Genomic DNA, 16,862 nt, shown 5'->3' with positions numbered 1-16,862 from the left:
TTGAGGGGTTAAGAATTATTAAGTTTTGGCTGAAGCCGTTGTTTTGGGTAAAACTTGAAAGCGGACTAAAGTCCGCTCCTATTGATATTTCGTTGTGGTATTCGTGAAAATATTTGTGGTATTTGTGTTTAATCTTTAGTTTAAAACAATCTGAAATTGCTCATCCATCGACAAAATACCTTCCGCCAAACTTTCGGGATGAGTGGTGAAGCCTTTTAATTTTGAAGTTTTGCCTTTTAAGACCAAATCCATTAATTGCTTATCCGAAAGTTTTTTTCCGAAGATTTCAAAGGAAACTTTAAAGCCGCAGTTTTTAAAATCGGAACATCCGACAGCGGTTTTTCCTTTCATCAAATGATGTTCTTTGCATTTCGGGCATTTGGTTTCTTCCCAGGATTGGAGTTCTTTTTTAACGGCAGGTTCACGTTTTTTCTTTTCTTTTACCTCCTCCACTTTTTCTTCTTCCAAAGAAATCACTTTCCCTTTTCCGTCAACTACTTTTTTGGTAAGGTCTGTCACCATCTGGATCAGCTCTTCTTTAAAATGATTGGCTTCATATTCGCCTTTTTCAATTTTTCGGAGTTTCAGTTCCCATTCTCCGGTTAATTCGGGACTTTTCAGCAATTCATCTTCAATGGTGTCAATCAGTTGAATTCCGGTTTGGGTAGCGATGAGATTTTTTCTTTTCTTCTCGATATATTTCCGTTTGAAAAGGGTTTCGATAATATTGGCTCGGGTTGAAGGTCTTCCGATGCCGTTGTTTTTCAGGAGTTCGCGCAGTTCATCATCTTCCACCTGTTTTCCGGCAGTTTCCATAGCTCTCAGCAGAGTTGCTTCCGTGTAAGGTTTTGGCGGAGTCGTTTTTCCCTGATGGATGATCGGATCATGTGGTCCGGTTTCTCCGACGGTAAATTCGGGAATGGTCTGTTCTTCTTCCTTTTCTTTTTCTTTATCGTTGGGTTCTTCTTTCGGTTCTTTGGCGTAAACGGCTCTCCATCCCGGTTCCAGAACCTGTCTTCCGCTGGTTTTGAAAGGAATGGTTCCTACTTTTCCTTCTACTAAAGTATTGGAAATTTTACATTCGGGATAAAATACGGCAATGAAACGTTTCGCAACCAGATCATAAACTAACTTTTCTTCCCTGCTTAAATTCTGGGAAGGCGGAACTTCCGTCGGAATAATTGCGTGGTGATCTGTTACTTTGGTATCATCAAAAACCGCTTTCGATTTGGGAATCGGAGCTTCCAGTAAAGGGGCGATAAGTTCCTGATAGAAATACATTTTCTTCAGAATTCCTTCTATTTTCGGATATAAACTTTCAGACAAGTAGGTTGTATCCACACGAGGATACGTAACGTGCTTTTTCTCGTAAAGACTCTGAATATAATTTAAAGTATTCTCCGCAGAATAGCCGTATTTTTTGTTGGCTTCCACCTGAAGTGCCGTCAAATCAAAGAGTCTCGGATTTTTTTCTTTTCCTTCTTTAATTTCAAAGGATACGATTTCGAAAGGATTCTGTTTTAGATATTCCAGCCCTTTTTCTGCGCGTTCCAAAGTTTTAAGACGGTCGATAGCGGCGTTAAAAATAACTTCGCGGTATTTGGTTTTCAGTTCCCAATATTCTTCGGTAGTAAAAGCATCGATCTCTTTCTGACGCTGAACAAGCATTGCCAAAGTGGGAGTCTGCACCCTTCCGATGGAAAGAACGGCTTTATTTCCGCCAAATTTTTTGGTAAAAAGCCGCGTTGCATTAATTCCTAATAACCAATCTCCAATCGCTCTTGCATTTCCTGCGAGATAGAGATTTTTGTACTCTTCGGCAGGTTTTAGATTGGCAAAACCTTCTTTAATCGCTTCTTCGGTAAGGGATGAAATCCACAAACGCTGAATGGGTTTGTTGCATTTTGCTTTCTGTAAAACCCATCTCTGGATCAGTTCTCCTTCCTGACCGGCATCCCCGCAATTGATGACCTCATCACATTCTTCAACTAATCTTTCAATAACTTTAAACTGATTTTCAACGCCTTTGTTGGGGATTAATTTGATCCCAAAATTATTGGGAATAATGGGCAGCAGAAACAGGTTCCATGACTTGTACTGCGGACCGTAGTCGTGGGGTTCTTTGAGGGTGCAAAGATGCCCGAAAGTCCATGTCACACAATAGCCGTTTCCTTCCATATAGCCCTGTTTCGGCGTGGTGGCGCCCAACACTTTGGCGATATCTCTGGCAACACTGGGTTTTTCGGCAATACAAAGTTTCATGAATGTCTCGGAATTTTTTGGAGAGGGCAAAAATCGGGAATTTTTTTGGATTTTGCTAATTTGCGAATTGTTGGTTGAAAATAAGCCTGTCTGAACTTTTTAAAATGAAGGGTATTACTTAAATTTTTTAAAAATAGATACGTCATGATTGTCATTCCGGAGGAATCTATACTCGAATATTTTGTGTGAATTTATACTACTTCGCTTAGATCTTTTCACGATGACAGATGTGGCGGAAAGCTGGACATTTTCAAACGCAAAGTTTTTTTTTATGATGGTGTTTATTTTGAGGAAGCAAAGTTATGCAGATTTCATCTGTGATGAAGCGTGTGTTTTAGCATCTGTTTTTCTTTGTTTATTTTTATAGAACAATTTTACATTGTCTTTGCTTTGGAATTTTAAATTTTATTTTTTCAGTATTTCTAATATTTTGCTTAGATCCTTACAGGATGACAAATGTGCCGGAAAAGAATTCAGAGTTAAAAGACAAATTTGTCTGAAGAAATTCAAAACAGTACTGTAACGGCTTTTCGGGTAACCGGGAAAGTATGTTTCACCCCTGCAAGAGACTTTCCGGGAACCTCGAAAGTTTCCTGCACCCCTGCGACAAACTTTCCGGAAGACGGGAAACCTTCTTGCACCCCTGCAAGAAACTTTCCCGAAAATTAAAAAAGCTCCCTTAAAAAAGAGAGCTTCAAAACAATTCACACCATATCACTATACTTCCATCGGAACTTCCATGAGGAGAATCTCTGTGTTTTCCGATGTGGATTTTATGTTTAATTCGGAAATATCCCAAATTCCGAAGCCGTCTCTTTCTTCGAGTTGCTGTCCTTCAATTTCTGCGCTTCCTTTGATGATGAAAACGTAGACGCCGTTTCCTTTTTTCTTTATCTGATATTGGGTTTCAACTGTATTTTCAAAATCTCCGAGATGAAACCATGCTTCCTGATGGATCCATATTCCGTCGTCTTGAGGGTCGGGTGAAAGGATCTGCTGAAATCTGTTTTGGCTTTTCGTTCTGTCGAGTTTCATCTGGTCGTATCTCGGCGTTACATTTCTTTTATTGGGATAAACCCAGATTTGCAGAAATTTAACCAAATCGCCTTCATCTTTACTGAATTCACTGTGCATTAATCCGGTTCCGGCGCTCATCACCTGAATTTCGCCGCCTTTTATTTCGTTATGGTTTCCCAGATTGTCATGATGGATCAGGGTTCCTTCCAGTGGAATGCTGATGATTTCCATATTGTCGTGAGGATGCGTTCCAAAGCCTTTTCCTGCGGCTACGGTATCATCATTCAGCACTCTTAAGGCGCCGAACTGCATTTTTTCGGGATCATAAAATTCTCCGAAGCTGAAGGTCTTTTTACTGATCAGCCACTGTTCGTTGGTTACTCCTCTTAAATCTGTGCGGTGCACGACTCTGTTTTCAGGCTTTTTTGCTGCTGCAAAATTGTTTTCCACCTCGTTGAACAGCAATCCGCTTCCGCCACCGTAATGTACTATTACTTTTATATTTTCATCAAAATTTCTGCAAAAAACACTGATCTGTTTTTCGAACTGTTCTTCCAGACCGGAACTCAGTAAAACAATATCGACGGGATTATTCTTGATAAAATCCTGACTCTTGCTTTCATCACTCAGAATTTCAGCCTTCCATCCATCATTTTTTTCGATAATTCTTTGTAAGGTTGCAAGAATTTCGACATTTTTTCCGATTACCAAAAAGTTCAGTGCTTTCATTTTGATTCAATTAAAAGTTAATGGTTTACAATTTTAAAATTCTACAGTTCTTCTTTGAACCATACATCGCTGTATTCGTCGGGACGGCGTTTGAACTGCGTGTGAACGTAAGGACACAGCGGAACAATTTTGAGATGATTTTCTCTTGCGTAGGACACCAGTTTTTCCAGCAGGATCTTTGCAAATCCTCTGCCTTCAAATTCTTCGTTTACTTCTGTATGATACACCGTTAGTTTATCTTTAATGACGGAGATGTCCATTTTTCCTGCTTTTTTCTCATCTGAGAAAAGCTGAATCTCCCCTCTTACATTTCCTAAAACAACTTCTGTTCTTTCCATGATTTTGATTTTTAATGATGATGTAAAATTAGGCAGCCTGAATTTGCCGGATCATGATGTATGATAATAAATCGGTTTTATTTTGATTAAACTGAAATAAGCCGGGAATTATTTTTTTAACGTGATGAGCATTAATTTCCTTTCTGTATTACTGTAAATTTTTCGTCCGCGAAGGGGTTACACGCAGCGAAGGCTTGATTTTCGGAACATCAACAGGAAGTTGAAAGCTATTATTCGGATTTTTTGAGCGAAATTAAAGGTGAATTGATAGTATTTTCAAAAATTAAATTATTAAAAATCAAAACATTAAAAACAAGAGGTCAATTTATTTACTAAAAAGTCTACTTTTTTAGTGGACTAATAAAAAAATATGTTTTATATTTGCAACCGTAATCAGGATATAATAATACAATGAAAGCAGAATTCAAGAACAGCAGCGTAAGAAAACATATTAATCATTTTATGATGATGTATTGCTGTATGCCTATGCTTCATTCCTGTTGTGGTTAACCTTACTTTTATATGACATATTTCTAAAGGCTTTACCACGTTGTAGAGCCTTTTTTATTTTAAAAACAACATTAAAAAATATCATGAATACTAATAAAAACAAATGGCTGATTCCTATAGCCTTCACCAATATTTATGTAATATGGGGAATTACTTTCCTCGCCATTTCTTTCGGGTTAAACGGATTTCCGCCTTTTATTCTTTCGGGGTTCAGATTTTTGGGAGCAGGAATAATAATGATCGGATATCTGCTCGTAAAAGGTGAAAAAGCCAATTCTGCCATCAACTGGAAAAAAAATGCCATCACCGGAATTCTCATCCTTACGGGAGGAACGGGATTGGTTGCGTGGGGAGAACAATATGTAACCGCTTCTGAAGCAGCCATCGCTATTGCAACCGGCCCATTCTGGTTTATTGCCATTGATAAGAAAAACTGGAGTTATTATTTCTCGGATAAGTTTATTCCTTTGGGCTTGGTGATCGGGTTTGCAGGACTTATTTTATTTCTTAACGGAAGTGTAAGTGCTTCCGGCTCGCATACACAAACGGCAGATGCTTCAATCAGGATAATTGCATTTGTTGTTCTGGGCTTAAGTTCCGTAGCGTGGGTTTTAGGATCTCTTTATTCCAAAAAAAATCCGGCTGGTCAGTCAACTTTTATGAATATTGCCCAACAGCTTATAACAGCGGGTATTGCTTCATTGGTTATTGCATTTTTCAGAAATGAATGGACTGGTTTTTCAATCATAAAAGTACCGTTAAACGCCTGGTTAGGATTATTTTTCCTTATTGTATTCGGATCAATTATCGCTTATCTTTCGTATATCTGGCTTTTGTCTGTAAAACCAGCCGCTTTGGTAAGTACGCATACTTACATCAATCCTATTGTTACTGTAATTGCGGGTTGGATCGTTGCGAATCAGACCATTAACATCAACCAGTTTTACGGATTGATTGTTATTCTTGCCGGAGTTCTTTTAACGAACGTGACTAAATATTTTAAGCTTTCCAAGCGGTCTAAAGTGAAAATAAGAAGAGTGATAAGGCACGTGAACAAAAACGCAAGACCTTATCAGCCAATATAAAATTTAAGTAAAAAATGATAGAGATAAAGAATGTTTCAAAAACATTTCATCAGAAGAAACAGTCGTTCAAGGCGCTGGATAATGTAAGTCTGAGGATTGAACAGGGCGATATTGTAGGCATCATCGGATTTTCGGGAGCGGGAAAAAGTACGTTAATCCGAACGGTGAATCTTCTTGAAAAACCTGACAGTGGTAAAATTGTGATTAACGGAAAGGATTTTACGAAATTAAATTCGAGACAATTGGCACAGGAAAGGAAAAAGATCGGGATGATTTTTCAGCATTTCAACCTGCTTTCTTCGAGAACTGTTTTTGAAAATATTGCGCTTCCGTTAGAGCTGGATCATGTCAGCAAAACTGAAATTAATAAAAAAGTAAATGAACTGCTGAAAATCGTAGGACTGGAAGACAAAGCTCATGATTATCCTAAAAGTCTTTCGGGAGGGCAAAAACAGAGGGTTGCCATTGCAAGAGCTTTAGCAAATGATCCTTATCTCCTGCTCTGTGATGAAGCGACGAGCGCGCTCGATCCGGCAACTACGCAATCGATTTTGCAGTTGTTGAGGGATATTAACCAGAGACTTGGAATTACGATTTTGTTGATTACGCACGAAATGGAAGTCATCAAAACGGTTTGTAACCATGTTGCGGTAATCGACAAAGGTCAACTATTAATTAAAGGAACTTTAAGCGAGATTGTCTCGAACAAAGAGAATCCTATCATCAAACAATTTTTAAACTCTAGTGTTATGACGATACCACAGGAACTGAATAAAAAACTACAGCAAGAGCCACAAGACGGATTATTTCCATTGGTGGAAGTAGAACTTAATGAAAACATATCGGTGGAAGAACTGCTTTCCATTGTTTACGATAAATATAAAATTCCATACAAACTGCTGAAAGCGGATGTTGAATATTTAGGCGATTCCAATTTTGGAAAGCTATTGCTTCAGCTTCAGGGAGAAGAGGAGAAAAATCAACAGGCAATTTATTATTTCAATCAGAATAAAATTCAAAATACGGTAAGAGGATATGCTTAGTGATACGGTGATTTCTCTTTTATCAAAGGGAATTTGGGAGACGGTTTTTATGACGTTTGTTTCGGGGTTTTTCGGATTTGTTCTGGGTTTGCCTGTCGGAATTTTATTGTTTTTAACACGGAAAGGACAGCTTTTGGAAAATGTAATCTACAACAGGATTTTATCTGTTCTGGTGAATATTTTCCGTTCTATTCCTTTTATTATTTTAATTGTGTGGATGATTCCTTTCACGAGAAGTCTGGTGGGAACGTCTATCGGGGTAAACGCAGCTTTGGTTCCTTTAAGCATCGGAGCGGCTCCTTTTATTGCAAGACTGGTAGAAAACAGCTTACTGGAAGTTCCTTATGGTTTAATTGAAACTGCAAGAGCTTTGGGAGCAAGCCCGTTTCAGATCATCAGAAAAATATTGTTGCCGGAAGCACTTCCTTCTTTGATTAATAACGCAACAATTACCTTAATTACGCTTGTCGGCTATTCTGCGATGGGAGGAGCTGTCGGAGCCGGAGGATTGGGACAGATCGGATATCAGTACGGCTACATCGGTTATGATGCCGTGATCATGAATCTTGTGTTGGGATTACTGGTTGCGATTGTTTTTATCATTCAGTTTTCGGGAGACCGATTAGCGAAGAGGTTTGATCATCGTTGAGTTTTTTTAGTGGGAGGGGTTTTGTGTTGGAGGGTGGGAGTGTTTGAGTGTGAGAGAGTGTGAGTGAGAGTGAGTGTGTGTATTTTGAAAATAATGTGATAAGTGTGAATGTGAAATAGTGTGGTGGTTTGAAAATTTCAGCCATCAATCGGGCGGAAGATCAGCAAAAAGGAGTAAAAGCCATATTTTATTTATTAAAGAATTTTAAAAATCTAACCTTTTTGCTTTTCGCCCTTTTTAAAAAAGAAAATAATTTACAATGAAAAAAATAAAGATTTTAAGTTTTTTAGCAGCGGGTTTGTTAGCATTTACCGGCTGTAATTCATCCAAAAAAGAGGATCCTAACTTTATAAAAGTAGGAATCACTTCAGGACCTGAACAGGAAATTGCCGAAGTGGCGAAAAAAGTAGCCAAAGAAAAATACAACCTTGAAGTAGAGCTGGTTTCCTTCAACGATTATGTGGTTCCCAATGAGGCTCTGAATAACGGTGATATTGACGCCAATGCTTTTCAGCACGTTCCTTATTTAACCGAACAGTCCAAACAGAGAGGATATAAATTAGCGGTTGTTGGGAATACTTTTGTCTACCCTATCGTTGCGTATTCAAAGAAAATTAAAAGCATAGATGAACTTCAGAACGGAAGCACAGTTGTAATTCCGAATGATCCTACCAATGGCGGACGTTCCTTACTTCTTTTACAGAAAAACGGTTTGCTGAAACTGAAAGACGGCATCGGACTTTTACCGAAAGTAACGGATATTGTTGCCAATCCTAAACAGTTAAAAATCCTTGAAATTGAAGCGCCGCAACTGCCGAGAGTGTTGGATGATAAAGAAGTGGTAATTGCCATTATCAACAATAATTTTGCTGCGCAGGCGGGATTGGATGCTGATAAACAGGGAATTTTCAAAGAAGACAAAGATTCTCCTTATGTAAATGTAATTGTTTCCAGAGAAGATAACAAAACCTCCGAAAAGGTAAAAAATTTCGTAAAAGCTTATGAATCTGATGAAGTGGTGAAGAAGGCAGAGGAAATTTTCAAAGGCGGTGCTGTGAAAGGCTGGAACTGATTTGAGGGAATTGTGAATGGTGAATAGTGAATTTTTCCGTTATGCTTTAAAGTTCATCACTAACAATCCACCATTGACAATTCACTATTGACATTTTAAAAAAGTCTATTATTATATATTCAGACATTGTTTCAGTTTTTTGAAATGATGTCTTTTTTATTTTCAAATCACGGGTTATTAAAAATTATTTATTTAAAATTTATTTTCTCAATTTGAGATAATAAAATTTTTTGCTATTTTTGTTTCCAATCAAAAAAGGCTTTTTATGTTTAAGAAAACCGCCATTGTAAGTTTATTCACATTTATTTCTGCTTCTTATATGGCTCAAAATACACCGCTTCCTGTTTATTTAGACGAATCCAAACCTGTGGAATTACGGGTAAAAGATGCCCTTTCCAGAATGACTCTGGAAGAAAAAGTGGCGATGCTTCATGCCCAGTCAAAATTCAGTTCACCGGGTGTTCCGAGATTGGGAATTCCTGAATTCTGGACGACGGACGGACCTCACGGAGTTCGCCCTGAAGTGATGTGGGATGAATGGAATCAGGCAGGCTGGACAAACGACTCTATTATCGCCTACCCTGCTTTAACGGCACTTTCCGCGACATGGAACAAAAAAATGTCATGGAATTACGGTAAAGCACTGGGTGAAGAAGCCCGTTACCGAAAAAAAGATATTCTTCTGGGACCGGGAGTTAATATTTACAGAACTCCACTCAACGGAAGAAACTTCGAATACATGGGTGAAGATCCTTATCTGACTTCAAAAATGGTAGTTCCTTACATCAAAGGAGTACAATCCAACGGTGTGGCAACTTCTGTGAAACATTTCGCCCTGAACAATCAGGAAATGTTCCGTCATACCAGCAATGTAAAAGTGGACGACAGAACGTTGTATGAAATTTATCTTCCGGCTTTTAAAGCAGCCGTTACGGAAGGTGATTCATGGACGATCATGGGAGCTTATGATATGTATAAAGGTCAGTATTCTAGCCAGAACCAATATCTTCTGAACGATATTTTAAAAGGAGAATGGAAATATAAAGGGGTCGTGGTTTCCGACTGGGGTGCTGTTAACAATACCGAACAGGCTATCCATAACGGACTGGATCTTGAGTTCGGAAGCTGGACAAACGGACTTTCAGCAGGTACAAAAAATGCTTACGACAATTATTATCTGGCAAAGCCTTATTTAGATTTAATTAAATCCGGAAAAGTAGGAACGAAAGAACTGGACGATAAGGTTTCAAGGCTTTTAAATCTTGCGTATAAAACAACAATGAACAGAAACAAACCTTTCGGAAATATCGCTTCTGAAGAGCATAAAGCGATTGCAAAAGAAATCGGGGAAGAAGGAATTGTATTGTTGAAAAATCAGGGAAATATCCTTCCGATTGATCTGAATAAAGCTAAAAAAATTGCTGTAATCGGCGAAAATGCTATCAAAATCATGACGGTTGGCGGTGGTTCTTCTTCATTAAAAGTGAAATACGAAACGCTTCCTTTAGACGGAATTAAAGCCAGATTCGGGAAACAGTCAGACGTACAATATGCAAGAGGTTATGTGGGAGACATCGGCGGAGAATACAATGGGGTAAAATCCGGACAGGATTTAAAAGACAATCGTTCTGAATCCGAATTATTAAACGAAGCTGTAGAACTGGCAAAAAAATCTGATTATGTTATTTTCGTTGGAGGATTAAACAAAGCAGATTTTCAGGACAGTGAAGGGAACGACAGAAAAAGTTACGGATTACCTTACAATCAGGACAATGTAATTGCTGCACTGGCAAAAGCGAATAAAAACCTTGCGGTTGTTCTGGTTTCCGGAAATGCGGTGGCAATGCCGTGGATTAAAGAAGTTCCGACTGTAGTTCAGGCTTGGTATTTGGGTTCTGAGGCAGGAAATTCGATTGCTTCGGTTTTAGCGGGTGATGCAAACCCTTCAGGAAAACTGCCTTTCACTTTCCCTGTGAAACTGGAAGACAATTCGGCGCATCAATTGGGAGAATATCCCGGAAATAAAGCGGAATTGGCAGCAGATAAAGGAAAAGATCAGAAAAATCCGATCAATATTAGCTACAACGAAGGAATTTTTGTTGGCTACAGATGGCATGATACGAAAAAAATCAAACCGTTATTTAGTTTCGGACATGGTTTAAGCTACACCACTTTTGAGTTTGGAAAAGCCAAAGCTGATAAAATAACGATGTCTCAGGATGATAAAATCACGTTTACGGTTTCTGTAAAAAATACAGGGAAAAGAGCTGGAGCAGAAGTTGCCCAACTGTATATTTCCGACCTTAAATCGTCTGTTGAAAGACCGGCTAAAGAATTAAAAGGTTTTGAAAAAGTGTATCTGAATCCGGGAGAAGAAAAAGAAGTAACGTTTACCATTGATAAATCTGCGTTAAGTTTCTTCGATCCCCAAAAACACGACTGGGTTGCAGAACCGGGAGATTTTGAAGCACAGATCGGTAATTCTTCCGATGCCATAAAAACGAAGGTGAAGTTTACGTTAAAGTAATCTTACTTATATATTTCTAAAACGGAGAGTCCTTTTGTAAGGGCTCTTTTATATTCCATCAAGTTCTAAGCGAATTTTTTTTGTAAAATATTTTTCGTTGAACTTTAAAGTTTCAATTAGATCAGCGGGATAAAATCCATCTTCAGAATTTTTTATTTCATGGATAAAACCAAGAATGCTATACTCGTAAATCTCGCTTAAAAATATCTTACAACAGATAATTAATTCTTCAATTTTTAATATTCTGTCATCACCTTCTATCTCCTCAAAATAGCGAATGTTGATTTTTGAGAATTCATATTCAGCATTTTTAAAATCACCTATTTCATATAAATATAATCCATATAAATATTGTAAAGGTGGATTGTTTTGATCAAGCTTAAACGATGTTTTAAAATACTTTTCTACCTTTTCATTTTTAGAAAGTAACCTTTCATACGGCGTATTTTTTACGGTAGATTTACAAATAAAATATTCCAGTGTCGCTATTAACTGATAATATGAAAAGTCTTTATCAAACTCTTCGCTTTCAACAATTTTTAAAAGAGCAGATAAATCTGACCAGGATTTTTCGTAATCATAATGATACTTAAAAATTATTTCATAAACCTGATCTATATAATGAAAAGTCTTATCTGTAAAATTATATGAGGATTCCAAAATATGATAGTATCATTTGATAGTATCAAAGATATAATTTTTTGTTGAACTAACTTAAACCTCCACAATCAGCTCCTTCTCAAATCCATTATACTTTTCCGAAATATAACCATGCGGATTACAAATAATCTCCGTCTCCCCTATTTTGTATCTTTTCGGCGTGTGAATATGCCCGTGAATCCAATACAAAGGCTGATATTCCAAAATAAAATCCTCCAGATTGGAAACGTATGCGGAAGTTAATGGATCATTTTTAAAATGTTCCGGACTCGACTGTAAACTCGGGGCATGATGAGTAACCACAATATTCTTCATGCCCTTTGAATTTTCAAGACTTTCTTTTAACCACAATCTCGAAAACTGATGAATTTTATAAATATCTATCGACCTCATCTTGGAATAGGAAGGATCTCTTTTAATTTTCTTATAATCGTTCATTCCTTGCTGACAGACGAATCCGTAGTATCTCGGATCTCCGAAAATAGAAAAATCCGTCCAAAACGTTGCACCATGAAAACGAATCCCGCCGATGTCTGCAAAAGCATCTTCCAGCACAAAAACATTGGAATTTTCTGCGGCAGCTTTTATTTTATTTAACGTTTTAGGATAAGAACCTTTGTAATATTCATGATTTCCCAACACATAAATCACAGGTTTATCGGGAATTTTTGTTTTAATCCATTCAATTCCTTTCGTTCCCAAATTAACATCTCCCGCCAAAACAACGACATCTGCATGATCAAAAGATAATTCCGACATTCCAAATTCCTGATGCAGATCGCTGATGATTTGTATTTTCATGGTGCTAAAATAAAAAAAGAACCGACAATTTCTTGTGGCTCTCTCAATAAGAATGTCTAAACTAATTTTCCGTTACTTAAAAAGTATAAACATTCCGCTATATAATTTAGTTTAAAGTAGGTCAGTTTACGAAACAGCGATTTCAGATTCTGCGATTTTTATATTTTTAAAGATGAAAAAACACAACATTATTAATGCAAAAACAGCATAGCCGATCAGAATAATCAGGCTCAAATTTCCCACCGCCAATTCTGAAGGAAAAATCTGGCTCATCAACGTCATAAAAGACAACCCGATTCCTGCGCCTAAAAAATAGCTTGTCGAACTCAGACTCGAAGCCACTCCGTAAGAGGAAGGATTTACATCCTGAATTCCCAAGACAGACAAAGCGGTAAAACAAAACGTCATCCCTATTCCTGAAATGCATGCTGCACCTAATAAAACCATTGACAAAGGATGCCCGAAATAAATGGAAACCAACAACGCCAAAGCTCCGCTTAACATGAAAATCCAGCCCAAAATTCCCATCTGCGAAGAATTTAATCTTTTGGCAACATGAGGAAGAATAAATTTTGCCACCAAAGCAGACATAACACTGAAAGGAACCAACATCAGTCCCGCCGAAGCCGCACTGTAATTCATATCTTTCTGTAACATCAACGATATTAAAAACAAAAATCCGATGAAAAATGCTCCTAAAGCCACAAAAGCCAGATTAGAAACTACCAGTGATGAATGTTTCAACAATTTTAAATCAATCAAAGGTTGGGAAACCGATTTTAAACGGAAAACGAAAGAAGCCAGTAAAATAACCGCCAAAATTAACGAACCTGCAACCAATAAAGTCTGTTCTTTGATGTGAACCAGTTCATGCGTTCCGTATGTCAAGCTCAACAATCCTAAAACCAGTAGAATTCCCGACAGAAGATCTGTTTTTTGGGACATCCCTTTCTCGTCTTTAGGAAGATACTGATACGCGAAAATCAACGTGATGAAAAGAATCGGAACATTGATTAAGAAAACCCAATGCCAACTCAGATATGTACTGATGATTCCACCCAAAGAAAGTCCGCTTCCGGAACCAATCGCTGCAAAAGAACTGAAAATCCCAATCGCACGGTTTCTCTCCTGATCTTCCTTAAAAGTATTCGTTACAATCGACATTGCCGAAGGCATAATTAAAGCCGCTCCCAATCCCTGCAAAGCACGAAAAATAGCTAAAGTTCCGAAACTTTCAGACAAACCTGCTCCCAGAGAAGTCAGCATAAAAAGGAATAATCCCAAAAGAAAAATTTTCTTTCTTCCGATCTGATCGGAGAGTTTTCCCCCGATAATCAGAAAGCCTCCAAAAAATAATACATATAAAGTCTGAAGCCATTGTACAGTTTCTGCACCAATATCGAATTGCTTTTGAATAGAAGGAATTGTGAGATTGATAATGGCAATATCCAAAGCCTCCACAAATGTTCCTACCGATGCTAAAATCAATATCAAATTCTTTCTCTCCATATAGTTCAATTATGCTGCAAAATTAAAATTAATAGAACGTATATAAAAATTCAAACTAAAATTAAGAACATATTTAATGTAATTCAATTTAAAAAAGAACAAATAGTCTTATATTTGAAATTAATTCTTCAAAAACAGAACAGATGGCAACAGAAAATTATATACCCGACGAAAAAGACCTTTCCATTCTCAGAATTTTACAGAAGGATGCGAAATTAAGCGTCCGAGATATTGCAGCACGAATTAACCTGAGTCCCACTCCCACTCACGAAAGAATCAAACGAATGGAAAAACTGGGAATCATTAAAGAATATACTACTGTTGTTGACCGTAAAAAAGTGAACAAGGGAATGATGGTAATCTGCATGATCGCGCTGAATGTTCATAACAAAAAAACCGCAGGAAAATTCATTGAGGAAGTAGGAAAACTGAAAGAAGTGGTTGAGTTCTACAACATCAGCGGAGATTTCGATTTTATGCTGAAAATTCTCTCTCCGAATATGGATGAATTTCATGAATTTTTCGTGAACAAGCTTTCTGAAATTGAAGGAATCGGACAGACAAAAAGTATTTTTGTGATGAACAGTATTAAGGAAAGTTCCCAGATTTTGTAATTGAAATTAAAAAACTACAATCCTTTCTCCATCTCTTTTTTGCTGCAATCCTCACAAATTCCGCTTACCAGAAAGTTATACTGATTGATGATAAAATTCTCCGGAAGCCGAATTTCAGGAACGACATTCTCTATGCAGGTAACCGATTTGCATTTCTCGCAGTTAAAATGCAGATGATTGTGATGATGTATCTCGGAACAGCCTCTGCATTTCGCAAAATTTACCACACCATCTACATTTACAATTCTGTGGACACTGCCCTCTTCTTCCAGTCTTTCCAACACTCTGTAAATCGTGACGCGATTGCACAAATCGCCCAGTTTCAATTGAATATCTGCATGTGACAACGCATGATCAGATTCTGTTATCAGCTTCAGAATCTCGGTTTTTGCCTGTGTACTTCTTGTCTGTTTCATATAATTAATGCAACAGAGTTGCGTTAATAAATTTTAATTCCTACTTTTGCAACAAAGTTACAATAAGAATAATGAAAACAAAAATCTTAGATATTATCGGTATTTCTGCGGCGGTTCTCTGCCTGATCCACTGCATTATTTTCCCTTTGCTGATGGTTGTTCCGCTGGGTATTTCCCATAATCCCTATATTGATTTGGCATTTCTGCTCGCCGGAATTATCGTGGTTTCAAAAACAACCAGAAATATCCGCTCAACCGCTCTGAAATTGCTTTTCTGGGCTTCTGTTGCACTCATCGCAATTTCAATCAGTCTGGATTTTATTTTCCATATTCATTCCGAACTGATTTATGCAGGTGCAACCGGACTTATTACTGCACACCTCATCAATTTCAAAAATCATAAACATTAAAAAATCATTCAGATATCATGCAAAAAAGAATTCCTGTAACGGTTTTAAGCGGCTTTTTGGGTGCCGGAAAAACCACACTTCTTAATCACGTTCTTCACAATAAAGAAAACCTGAAGGTTGCAGTGATTGTAAATGACATGAGCGAAGTAAACATTGACGCACAGTTGATAAAAAACGAAAACACAATATCCAGAACCGAAGAAAAACTTGTGGAAATGAGCAACGGATGCATTTGCTGCACTCTTCGTGACGACCTTCTTATTGAAGTAGAACGTCTCGCAAAAGAAAACCGTTTCGATTATCTGCTGATTGAAGGAACCGGAATTGCGGAACCTGTTCCGATTGCCCAGACTTTCTCTTATGTGGACGAAGAAAGCGGTATCGATCTTTCCCGATTCAGCTATATTGATACAATGGTAACGGTTGTAGACTGTCTTCATTTCTTCAAAGATTTCGGTTCCAGCGAATTATTGACTGATAGGGATCTTACCGATATTGAAGGTGATAACAGAACCATTGTAAACCTTCTTACAGATCAGGTAGAATTTGCCAACATCATTGTTCTGAACAAAACAGATCTCGTAACGGAAGAAACAGTGAACTTTCTGAAAGCTGCCATTAAAAAACTAAATCCGGATGCAAAATTCATTACCTCCGAATTCGGGAAAATTAATCCTCAGGAAATTCTCAATACAGGACTTTTTGATTTCGAAACCGCTCAAAATTCTGCAGGATGGCAGAAAGAACTTCAAAATGAACATCATACACCGGAAACGGAAGAATATGGATTGGGCTCTTTTGTTTTCAGAAGCAAAAAACCATTTCATCCGGAACGCTTCTGGAATTATCTTGGTCAAAAGTATCCGGAAGGTGTTATGCGTGCAAAAGGGCTCTTCTGGCTGGCTTCCAGACCGGATGATGCGCTTAATTTTTCTCAGGCAGGAGGCTCTTTCCGAATGGAGAAGGCAGGAGTATGGTGGTGCAGTATGCCGATGAGTCAGCGGGAAATGTATCAGTCTTTCTCCGAAAACAGAGATTTTATCGAAAATAAATGGGACAAAGACTGGGGAGACCGGATGAACGAAATGGTCTTCATTGGTCAGGATTTAAACAGAGAACAGATGATAAAGGATCTGGAAAGATGTCTTCTGAAAGACAATGAGAAGTATATGTTTGATCAGAATATATCATTTGAAGATCCTTTTCCTAAAAATATTTAA

Annotated in this window: 16 protein-coding genes; 9 read left to right on the top strand and 7 right to left on the bottom strand. The window is 37.7% G+C overall.

The annotated features are described in order from the left end of the window. Positions 1-135: 135 nt before the first annotated feature. Entirely contained in the window at positions 136-2,262 is a 2,127-nt protein-coding gene (locus tag H6W53_RS06430; protein ID WP_185205291.1) for a type IA DNA topoisomerase, read from the bottom strand. A 492-nt stretch (positions 2,263-2,754) separates the two neighbouring features. On the opposite strand from H6W53_RS06430, the gene H6W53_RS06425 reads away from it, so the two are divergent. Further along, complete coding sequence (locus H6W53_RS06425; protein ID WP_185205289.1) at positions 2,755-2,931, top strand: hypothetical protein; 177 nt, start codon at positions 2,755-2,757, stop codon at positions 2,929-2,931. A gap of 48 nt (positions 2,932-2,979) precedes the next feature. Here H6W53_RS06425 and H6W53_RS06420 read toward each other — a convergent pair whose 3' ends face one another. Both H6W53_RS06420 and H6W53_RS06415 read right to left on the bottom strand, forming a co-directional pair. Next, positions 2,980-4,008, bottom strand: coding sequence for a pirin family protein (locus H6W53_RS06420; protein WP_185205287.1), 1,029 nt, complete (start codon positions 4,006-4,008; stop codon positions 2,980-2,982). A gap of 41 nt (positions 4,009-4,049) precedes the next feature. Next, entirely contained in the window at positions 4,050-4,346 is a 297-nt protein-coding gene (locus tag H6W53_RS06415) for a GNAT family N-acetyltransferase (protein WP_185205285.1), read from the bottom strand. Positions 4,347-4,939: 593 nt separating this feature from the next. On the opposite strand from H6W53_RS06415, the gene H6W53_RS06410 reads away from it, so the two are divergent. The 5 genes from H6W53_RS06410 (at position 4,940) to H6W53_RS06390 (ending at position 11,232) form a co-directional block, all read left to right on the top strand. Then, a complete protein-coding gene (locus H6W53_RS06410) occupies positions 4,940-5,941 on the top strand; it encodes an EamA family transporter (protein WP_185205283.1) in 1,002 nt (333 codons plus the stop codon). A 14-nt stretch (positions 5,942-5,955) separates the two neighbouring features. After that, positions 5,956-6,984 (top strand): methionine ABC transporter ATP-binding protein, encoded by a 1,029-nt coding sequence (locus tag H6W53_RS06405; RefSeq protein ID WP_185205282.1) that lies wholly within the window; start codon positions 5,956-5,958, stop codon positions 6,982-6,984. Then, positions 6,977-7,633 (top strand): methionine ABC transporter permease MetI, encoded by a 657-nt coding sequence (gene metI / locus H6W53_RS06400; RefSeq protein ID WP_087708108.1) that lies wholly within the window; start codon positions 6,977-6,979, stop codon positions 7,631-7,633. Before H6W53_RS06405 ends, metI begins: the two co-directional genes overlap by 8 nt. A gap of 259 nt (positions 7,634-7,892) precedes the next feature. Next, positions 7,893-8,705: a methionine ABC transporter substrate-binding lipoprotein MetQ gene (gene metQ, locus H6W53_RS06395; RefSeq protein WP_185205281.1), complete on the top strand. Its 813-nt coding sequence runs from the start codon at positions 7,893-7,895 to the stop codon at positions 8,703-8,705. A 265-nt stretch (positions 8,706-8,970) separates the two neighbouring features. Then, positions 8,971-11,232 carry a glycoside hydrolase family 3 C-terminal domain-containing protein gene (locus H6W53_RS06390; RefSeq protein ID WP_185205280.1) on the top strand — a complete coding sequence of 754 codons (2,262 nt, stop codon included), beginning with the start codon at positions 8,971-8,973 and terminating at the stop codon, positions 11,230-11,232. A gap of 48 nt (positions 11,233-11,280) precedes the next feature. Here H6W53_RS06390 and H6W53_RS06385 read toward each other — a convergent pair whose 3' ends face one another. The 3 genes from H6W53_RS06385 to H6W53_RS06375 all read right to left on the bottom strand — a co-directional run bounded on the left by H6W53_RS06385 (position 11,281) and on the right by H6W53_RS06375 (position 14,202). Next, positions 11,281-11,892 carry a hypothetical protein gene (locus H6W53_RS06385; protein WP_185205279.1) on the bottom strand — a complete coding sequence of 204 codons (612 nt, stop codon included), beginning with the start codon at positions 11,890-11,892 and terminating at the stop codon, positions 11,281-11,283. 54 nt (positions 11,893-11,946) lie between these two features. Beyond that, on the bottom strand, positions 11,947-12,693 hold the full coding sequence (locus H6W53_RS06380; RefSeq protein ID WP_185205278.1) for a metallophosphoesterase: 747 nt from the start codon (positions 12,691-12,693) through the stop codon (positions 11,947-11,949). Between the two features lie 126 nt (positions 12,694-12,819). Next, entirely contained in the window at positions 12,820-14,202 is a 1,383-nt protein-coding gene (locus H6W53_RS06375) for an MFS transporter (RefSeq protein ID WP_185205277.1), read from the bottom strand. Positions 14,203-14,345: 143 nt separating this feature from the next. Between H6W53_RS06375 and H6W53_RS06370 the strand changes: the two genes are divergently transcribed. Continuing rightward, on the top strand, positions 14,346-14,816 hold the full coding sequence (locus H6W53_RS06370) for an Lrp/AsnC family transcriptional regulator (protein ID WP_185205276.1): 471 nt from the start codon (positions 14,346-14,348) through the stop codon (positions 14,814-14,816). A gap of 14 nt (positions 14,817-14,830) precedes the next feature. Here the strand turns inward: H6W53_RS06370 and H6W53_RS06365 are convergent, their stop codons facing one another. After that, on the bottom strand, positions 14,831-15,232 hold the full coding sequence (locus H6W53_RS06365; protein WP_185205275.1) for a Fur family transcriptional regulator: 402 nt from the start codon (positions 15,230-15,232) through the stop codon (positions 14,831-14,833). A gap of 71 nt (positions 15,233-15,303) precedes the next feature. Between H6W53_RS06365 and H6W53_RS06360 the strand changes: the two genes are divergently transcribed. Continuing rightward, positions 15,304-15,642 (top strand): MerC domain-containing protein, encoded by a 339-nt coding sequence (locus H6W53_RS06360; RefSeq protein WP_185205274.1) that lies wholly within the window; start codon positions 15,304-15,306, stop codon positions 15,640-15,642. Positions 15,643-15,659: 17 nt separating this feature from the next. Further along, positions 15,660-16,862 (top strand): GTP-binding protein, encoded by a 1,203-nt coding sequence (locus H6W53_RS06355; protein WP_185205273.1) that lies wholly within the window; start codon positions 15,660-15,662, stop codon positions 16,860-16,862.

Source organism: Chryseobacterium sp. C3, assembly GCF_014218905.1.
Taxonomy (GTDB): domain Bacteria; phylum Bacteroidota; class Bacteroidia; order Flavobacteriales; family Weeksellaceae; genus Chryseobacterium; species Chryseobacterium mucoviscidosis.
The sequence above is the reverse complement of the archived record's forward strand: the minus strand, read 5'-3'. Positions and strand labels throughout refer to the sequence as shown.

What these genes read in the sequence shown, in the direction of transcription:
- H6W53_RS06410 (WP_185205283.1), top strand. Translation starts at nt 4,940, where the DNA reads ATGAATACTAATAAAAACAAATGGCTGATTCCTATAGCCTTCACCAAT.
- H6W53_RS06365 (WP_185205275.1), bottom strand. Translation starts at nt 15,232, where the DNA reads ATGAAACAGACAAGAAGTACACAGGCAAAAACCGAGATTCTGAAGCTG.
- H6W53_RS06355 (WP_185205273.1), top strand. Translation starts at nt 15,660, where the DNA reads ATGCAAAAAAGAATTCCTGTAACGGTTTTAAGCGGCTTTTTGGGTGCC.
- H6W53_RS06380 (WP_185205278.1), bottom strand. Translation starts at nt 12,693, where the DNA reads ATGAAAATACAAATCATCAGCGATCTGCATCAGGAATTTGGAATGTCG.
- H6W53_RS06375 (WP_185205277.1), bottom strand. Translation starts at nt 14,202, where the DNA reads ATGGAGAGAAAGAATTTGATATTGATTTTAGCATCGGTAGGAACATTT.
- metQ (WP_185205281.1), top strand. Translation starts at nt 7,893, where the DNA reads ATGAAAAAAATAAAGATTTTAAGTTTTTTAGCAGCGGGTTTGTTAGCA.
- H6W53_RS06430 (WP_185205291.1), bottom strand. Translation starts at nt 2,262, where the DNA reads ATGAAACTTTGTATTGCCGAAAAACCCAGTGTTGCCAGAGATATCGCC.
- H6W53_RS06420 (WP_185205287.1), bottom strand. Translation starts at nt 4,008, where the DNA reads ATGAAAGCACTGAACTTTTTGGTAATCGGAAAAAATGTCGAAATTCTT.
- H6W53_RS06405 (WP_185205282.1), top strand. Translation starts at nt 5,956, where the DNA reads ATGATAGAGATAAAGAATGTTTCAAAAACATTTCATCAGAAGAAACAG.
- metI (WP_087708108.1), top strand. Translation starts at nt 6,977, where the DNA reads ATGCTTAGTGATACGGTGATTTCTCTTTTATCAAAGGGAATTTGGGAG.
- H6W53_RS06415 (WP_185205285.1), bottom strand. Translation starts at nt 4,346, where the DNA reads ATGGAAAGAACAGAAGTTGTTTTAGGAAATGTAAGAGGGGAGATTCAG.
- H6W53_RS06390 (WP_185205280.1), top strand. Translation starts at nt 8,971, where the DNA reads ATGTTTAAGAAAACCGCCATTGTAAGTTTATTCACATTTATTTCTGCT.
- H6W53_RS06360 (WP_185205274.1), top strand. Translation starts at nt 15,304, where the DNA reads ATGAAAACAAAAATCTTAGATATTATCGGTATTTCTGCGGCGGTTCTC.
- H6W53_RS06370 (WP_185205276.1), top strand. Translation starts at nt 14,346, where the DNA reads ATGGCAACAGAAAATTATATACCCGACGAAAAAGACCTTTCCATTCTC.